This window comes from Pseudomonadota bacterium, from assembly GCA_026390555.1.
In the GTDB taxonomy this organism is placed as follows: domain Bacteria; phylum Bdellovibrionota_C; class UBA2361; order UBA2361; family OMII01; genus OMII01.
Genome location: JAPLFS010000045.1, coordinates 1 through 6301, shown reverse-complemented (window position 1 = coordinate 6301; position 6301 = coordinate 1). Strand labels below are relative to the sequence as shown.

Annotated in this window: 6 protein-coding genes; 5 read left to right on the top strand and 1 reads right to left on the bottom strand. The window is 49.6% G+C overall.

The features are described 5' to 3' along the window. The coding region (locus tag NTV65_06655) for a M24 family metallopeptidase (protein ID MCX6114876.1) at positions 1 to 243 on the top strand (243 nt) is incomplete at its 5' end. Between the two features lie 336 nt (positions 244 to 579). Continuing rightward, a complete protein-coding gene (gene mscL / locus NTV65_06650) occupies positions 580 to 1023 on the top strand; it encodes a large conductance mechanosensitive channel protein MscL (GenBank protein ID MCX6114875.1) in 444 nt (147 codons plus the stop codon). A gap of 311 nt (positions 1024 to 1334) precedes the next feature. On the opposite strand, the gene NTV65_06645 is transcribed toward mscL, so the two are convergent. Beyond that, complete coding sequence (locus NTV65_06645) at positions 1335 to 2168, bottom strand: hypothetical protein (GenBank protein ID MCX6114874.1); 834 nt, start codon at positions 2166 to 2168, stop codon at positions 1335 to 1337. 251 nt (positions 2169 to 2419) lie between these two features. On the opposite strand from NTV65_06645, the gene NTV65_06640 reads away from it, so the two are divergent. From NTV65_06640 to NTV65_06630, 3 genes are all read left to right on the top strand, one after another. Beyond that, the gene (locus NTV65_06640; protein ID MCX6114873.1) at positions 2420 to 3883 is read left to right on the top strand and encodes a saccharopine dehydrogenase NADP-binding domain-containing protein; all 1464 of its coding nucleotides are present in this window, start codon (positions 2420 to 2422) and stop codon (positions 3881 to 3883) included. 155 nt (positions 3884 to 4038) lie between these two features. Further along, entirely contained in the window at positions 4039 to 5745 is a 1707-nt protein-coding gene (locus tag NTV65_06635; GenBank protein MCX6114872.1) for a sigma-70 family RNA polymerase sigma factor, read from the top strand. 27 nt (positions 5746 to 5772) lie between these two features. Beyond that, a partial coding sequence (locus NTV65_06630) for a hypothetical protein (GenBank protein ID MCX6114871.1) occupies positions 5773 to 6301 on the top strand: 529 nt, incomplete at its 3' end.

The following is a 6301-nucleotide window of genomic DNA, read 5'->3' as shown; positions in this document are numbered from 1 at the left end:
TATCACCACCACCTCAACTTAGCTGGATTGCCAGATAGTACCCTAGAGGAGCTCGATCTAGGACACGGGATCGGATTCGAACTTCATGAATATCCTATGCTAGTGCGCCCCTCGACCAAGAACGTTATCCTAACACCTGGTATGCTGCTAACCCTTGAGCCAGAGATAACAGTTGCTGGCTTCAAATTGCGGGTTGAGGATATGCTTGCGGTACACGCAACGGGGCTTGAAGTACTAACCTAAAAGGCGACACCTCCCCTCTCTAGTAATTTTAGGTTCCTCCCCAATAAGTGTGGGTGGGAAGCTACTGGATGGTGGCATAACTATGCGCGGCAGTTGGAAGAAAAGCCGGTCGAAGAATGTAAGATAATGGATGCTGAATCCCTGCGCTGGAACGTGAACCGGTATCGGAGCGGGAGCAGGTAACGGGAAGCGGTTCACGTTCCCGCGCAGGGGTTTTCCATCTAATGTACCCACACTTATCGGTGAGGAACCTGATTTTACCAACCGCGCCCTCTGTGTATAGTACACTTGCGGCCTAGCATTGTATCCTGTGCCTAATTGATTGGGGGTCTAAGCATGAACGTTACACAAAAAGCTATCTTAGTTCTGGAGGAATTTAAGGCCTTTGCCTTCAAGGGCAACGTGGTCGATCTCGCCGTGGGCGTAATTATCGGAGCAGCCTTTGGAAAGATCGTCGACTCGCTGGTCAGGAATATAATTATGCCCCTTGCCGGTTGCCTTATCCCTGGAGAGCAGGGCTACCTAGGGTGGAGGTTCGTGCTAAACGGCAAAGCGATTCCGTATGGACTTTTTATCGGTGAGGTCGTTAACTTTCTGATAGTAGCGCTCGCCCTCTTCTTCTTTATCGTTAAGTTCCTAGGCTGGGTTATGAAGATAAAAACACAACAAGCTGCCGTCACGCCAGCTCCGACACACGGAGAGCAACTTCTTATAGAGATTCGGGATCTGCTACAAACACAGACTAAGGCACTTGTGAGGGAAGGTAGAGAAAAAAACTAAGCCATCTGTACATAAAGGTACAGATGGCTCTTAATACCTCCTTTCTAAACTTTGGTGTGATTCGAAAATCTGGTTCCTCACCGATAAGTGTGGGTACATTAGATGGAACACCCCTGCGCGGGAACGTGAACCGCTTCCAGCGCAGGGACTCAGCATCCATTATCTTACATTCTTCGACCGGCTTTTCTTCCAACTGCCGCCCATAGTTATGCCATCATCCAGTAGCTTCCCACCCACACTTATTGGGGAGGAATCCTATTTGCAAAGGTAGCGCAGTGTGTAAATTCATCTTCTTTCTACTTTTAGTGGAACTATTCACTAACTCCAAAGAACTCCGCAAGTTGTCGCCGAATGGCCTTAGCCTTCTTCGGGCTGAATTCAAGAGTAATAGAAACGGCACATCTTTTAACTAGCGCCTCTAGGTTATGGGCGGAATTACGCGAAGCTGCTCGTTTTGAGCCAGAGAAGATCTTTGCGACCCGCTTCTCTGTTTCTGCATCGAGGGCAACTGTAAGGACGTAGTCTGAGACGACGTCAACGTATTTGCTATACTGACGACTGAGTGGGCCCTCTGAAAATGAAATGATCTGATTACTATGCCCGTATACCTTTCTGACCTCCTGCTCTAGATGTCCGCCATCCCCGAAACTGGTATAAAATCGCCGTCCACTCATTCTAAACGCCTGCTGCAAGCGTGACTCCCTGTCGTTATGCAAAAACACAAACCAGGGATACGGCACCCAGGAAAAAACATTGGCTGCGGGTGTGTGTTTAAGCAGCGCCAGCAATAGCTGGTTCCAAAATTCATTACAGCGAGATAGCTCAGAAAACTTCCACGAGAGCTTCTTTCCGCGCTGAGGCAACAGCGTTTTTAGATACTCTTCAGAGAAATACGTAGCGGCTAGCTTATCCGCGTAGGTAAACATCTCAAAGACCCAACGCAAACTAAAGCTGTAGCGCGTGCCTGATTTGACAACAACTCCTGAGGCTTGCAGCTTGTGCAGGACCTTGTAAACGGCCGCTAGGCTAAATTTCTTGGCTCCGCGCGAGGCCGCCGTCCTGAGGTACTCCGCAGAGACATACGGCCTGGCCGACATGATTACGAGGGTGCGTTGTTCGAGGTTTCTATCGGACAATGAGAGCATGGCGCACCTTGTGGCTTATACAGACATAGCTACTATTCTACTATAAGTAGAAATTACTTCTCTACAGGTAACTATTGAATCAAATAAAATAATTATCGGCTATCCTAATAGTATCGGAGGATGGCGTCGCCCAGGCGATGAAACGTAGCCTCTCCTTGTGCGTAAGCGCGATAATGTAGTGTCTATTAGCCGTAATTAGGTAAGCCTTTAAGTAGTTTGCAGTTCGGTTAGGTTGTTAGGAGGTACAATGAATGGCCAAGGTTATCTTTAAGGGTAGTATCCTAGTTATCGGATGTGGTTCTGTATCACAGTGCACGTTGCCACTCCTGCCACAACTGCTCGATGTACCGTATGAGCACATAACCGTTATCGATTTCGTCGACAATCGGGCCCGTATCAAGGAGCTGCTTGAACGCGGCGTTACCTACGTTCAGCAAAGAATAACCCCGGACAATCTTGTTGAGATTCTGGGGCAGTACCTTAAAGCCGGTGATATCCTGATCGATCTCGCCTGGAATATAGAGACCCTTGAGATGCTTGAATGGTGTCGCGAGCGTTCGGTTCTCTTCATTAACACTTCGGTTGAAAAATGGGACCCCTACGCCGATAGGGCGCGCCAGGACCCCCGCAACTATACGCTTTATCGCCGGCAGATGGAGTTGCGGGCCCTTGTTCAAAAATGGGGCTCAAACAACGGTCCCTCCGCCATAGTTGATCATGGAGCAAATCCTGGGCTCGTCTCCCACTTTACCAAACATGCCCTGATCGGCATCACCCAAAAGCTACTCGAGTGCAAGCCACACGATCCACGCGTGCAGGACCTCAAGGCAGCACTCGCAGCCAAAGATTTTAAACGCATGGCGCGCCTTGCGCAGGTTCAGGTGATTCACATTAGCGAAAGGGACTCCCAGGACAGCAGCGTGCCGCGGCGCGTTAATGAATTCGTTAATACCTGGAGCATCGAGGGTCTCTACGAAGAGGGGGTAGCTCCGGCTGAGATGGGGTGGGGCACGCACGAAAAAAGCCTCCCTCCTGGAGCCGTAGTATTTGAAGATGGTCCATGCAATCAGATCTGCCTCTCCTCGCTCGGAATGAATACCTTTGCTCGTTCCTGGGTCCCAAGTGGCCCGATCCTCGGCATGGTTATCAGGCATGGCGAGGCCTTTGGAATCTCGGACCACCTTACCGTTTGGGAGGGCAACAGGGCCGTCTATCGACCAACGGTACACTACGTCTACTGCCCATCAGATGCTGCCATAGCCTCTCTATACGAACTGCGTATGCGACAGTACAAGTTGCAAAGCGACCAGAGGATACTTAGCGACGAGATTATAAGTGGGCAGGATGAGCTCGGGGTCTTGCTGATGGGGCACGACTTTAAGTCGTGGTGGACCGGCAGCATCCTTGATATTGAGGAGGCGCGCCGACTCGTGCCACACCAAAACGCTACTACGGTGCAGGTCGCCATCTCGGTGATTGCAGCGGTGCTCTGGATGCTTAAAAATCCAACCAGGGGCTTCTGCCTACCGGACGATATTGATCACGAGGAGATCCTTGAGATCTCACGCCCATTTTTGGGAAAGATGGTCTCAGAGCCGATCGATTGGACCCCGCTCGATAACATCGATACTACCTTTACGAACTTCGGGGCTCAAACACCGAAAGTTGAGGATTGCTGGCAATTTTCAACATTTCAGCGCGGATCTGGGCTATAAGATACTTATCGCAACTATTTATTCCTAAAATGAGCGTCTCCGATCAAGAGACGTCAAGAAAGGGGTGCCTTTAGGACCGATCGCAAGATTGAATCCTTTTAACCAACAACAAGTTTATACCGGAGTGAATAGTTACATGTTATATTACCAGTTATATGAGCAAGCACCTATCATCCGTGTCAGGCAAACAGGGCCCCATTGCGCCCTTATCGGCAATGCCCCCTACCAATCCCCTAGAGCTTAGAGCTCCAAGAGCCGAGCTGCTTCTAGCTGCTGCTCAGGCTGAGGTTGCTCTTTTTCGAAGGCTCTTAAGCATCTCACCATCCCTAGTTGACCTTATTATTAAGGGCTCTAGCCATACTCAAGTTCCCTCTGAGATGCTTGGGACCCTGATCGCCGCTCAGGAACAGGGGGCAGCCGCCCACAGTGCGCTCCAATTGGTACGAGCGGATAAGCTAACTCAGCACAATCGCGACTCCCTTACGAAGTGCAAGGCTGAGACAAAGGCGGCAATAACGCAGATCGGAGATCTCATTAAACGCACGCACACCATGGGTAATTGCTCTACAGAGCTTATAGCCAGTACCCCCCTACTCAAAAAAACGCAGGAGCATACGCTCTTTACGGCCATGATCTCACACCGCGCCTCATTTTGGGCCGCGTTGTATGAAATTCCGCTGGTTCAGAGCTCCATATTAAAAAAACTACTTCGAATAGTAGAAAAGGAGCTGCTTCCTGAGCCCATTATCTTTATTACAAGAAGCGATAAGGTCAGCACTGAATCTCTGATCGAAAGGGCGGGTGCCTGCGTTACGGCGGCTTCAACGCTGTCTGCCATACCTAGCAAAGAGGACCCGCTTTACGCCACACAAAAAAAGAATTTAGTTGAACTTCTATTACGAGTACCGATCCACCCCGAAGAATCGCTGCTGCTCTTTAATAAGGTCAGGGCAAGCGCCGCTAGCCTTGCAACCATCGAAACAAAGATTAAGTGTAAGCATGGAACGCTAACAGCGGCAGAACACGCCTCGGATCCAGATCTCTTGCGTTTTAAAGAGCTGCAGGAGCTGCTTGGTGGAGATGCCCTGCATGCTCACAAAACGATATCACACCTGACGAGCCTACAAGCACCTTACATAGCGATAAAATCACACCTACTCGTTGCCAATATGCGCCTGGTGTTATCGATCGTTAATGGCAATCAGAAATTACATATTAACTTTGAAGATCTCTCTCAGGATGGGCACCTCGGAGTATTGCGGGCTATCGAAAAATTCGATCCAAACTCAGGGTGGAAATTTTCAACCTATGCAGTTTGGTGGATACGTCAGACTATCGGCCTCGGAAATCAGCAGGTCAAACATCTAGTTGCTATCCCTGCTAGTCAGAGCGCAAAAGTTTTGCAGATTTCACGATTGCTGGCTACAGAGCCTGGGAATCCAGGGATCGAAGATATCGCGGAGCGATTGAATCTCTCCAAAGAAGATATACTAGCGCTGTTACCTGTTATTCAAGGTACTAGAACCCTTAATAAGCCGATAAGCTCGGGCAACTCCGAAACCCTCCTTGATTCCCTTGCTGATCATAAGACCGATTCAACAGATCTAGCTCTCCACAAAACAGAGCTTACAAAGGCTGTACAAGAATCTCTTAACCGACTTCACAAACGAGAGCGCGAGATTCTTAACTTTCGTTTCGGATTGCAGGGTGCGCCACCTATGACCCTGAAGGAAATTGGTGTCCTCTTAAGAATGACCCGTGAACGGGTCCGACAAATTGAAAATGAAGCGCTCGCCAGGCTCGCCAAACAACAAAACCACAAGATTCTTGCTCAACTCTTCACAGATCGTCTTGCCATATAGTTATCCTCTCATGTTACTACCCATTGTATGAGCACTTTCCAATCCCCGTCACCCAGTAATAACAAGCCTCGCCAAAATTCAAACGTAGCTAGCACTGACACAGTCTTAAAACTGAATTTCCCAAAAGCTGAGCTACTGTTAGGTGCTGCCCAGGCTGAAGTCGCGCTATTTAAGGAGCTCCTAAGCAGAGCTCCATCCCTAATTGATCTGATCACTAAGGAGTCCCCACAGGCTAACGCCGCTATGCTAGAGTCCCTCACCGCGACTCAGGTTCAGGGGGCAGCCGCCCACAGTGCGCTCCAATTGGTACGAGCGGATAAGCTAACTCAGCACAATCGCGACTCCCTTACGAAGTGCAAGGCTGAGACAAAGGCGGCGATGACGCAGATCGGAGATCTCATTAAACGCACACACTCCATGGGTAATTGCTCTACAGAGCTTATAACCACTACCCCCCTACTCTCAATGACGCATGAGCTTACGCTCTTTACGGCCATGATCTCACAGCGCGCCTCATTCTGGGCCGCATTATATGAGCTTCCGATGGTTCAGAGAG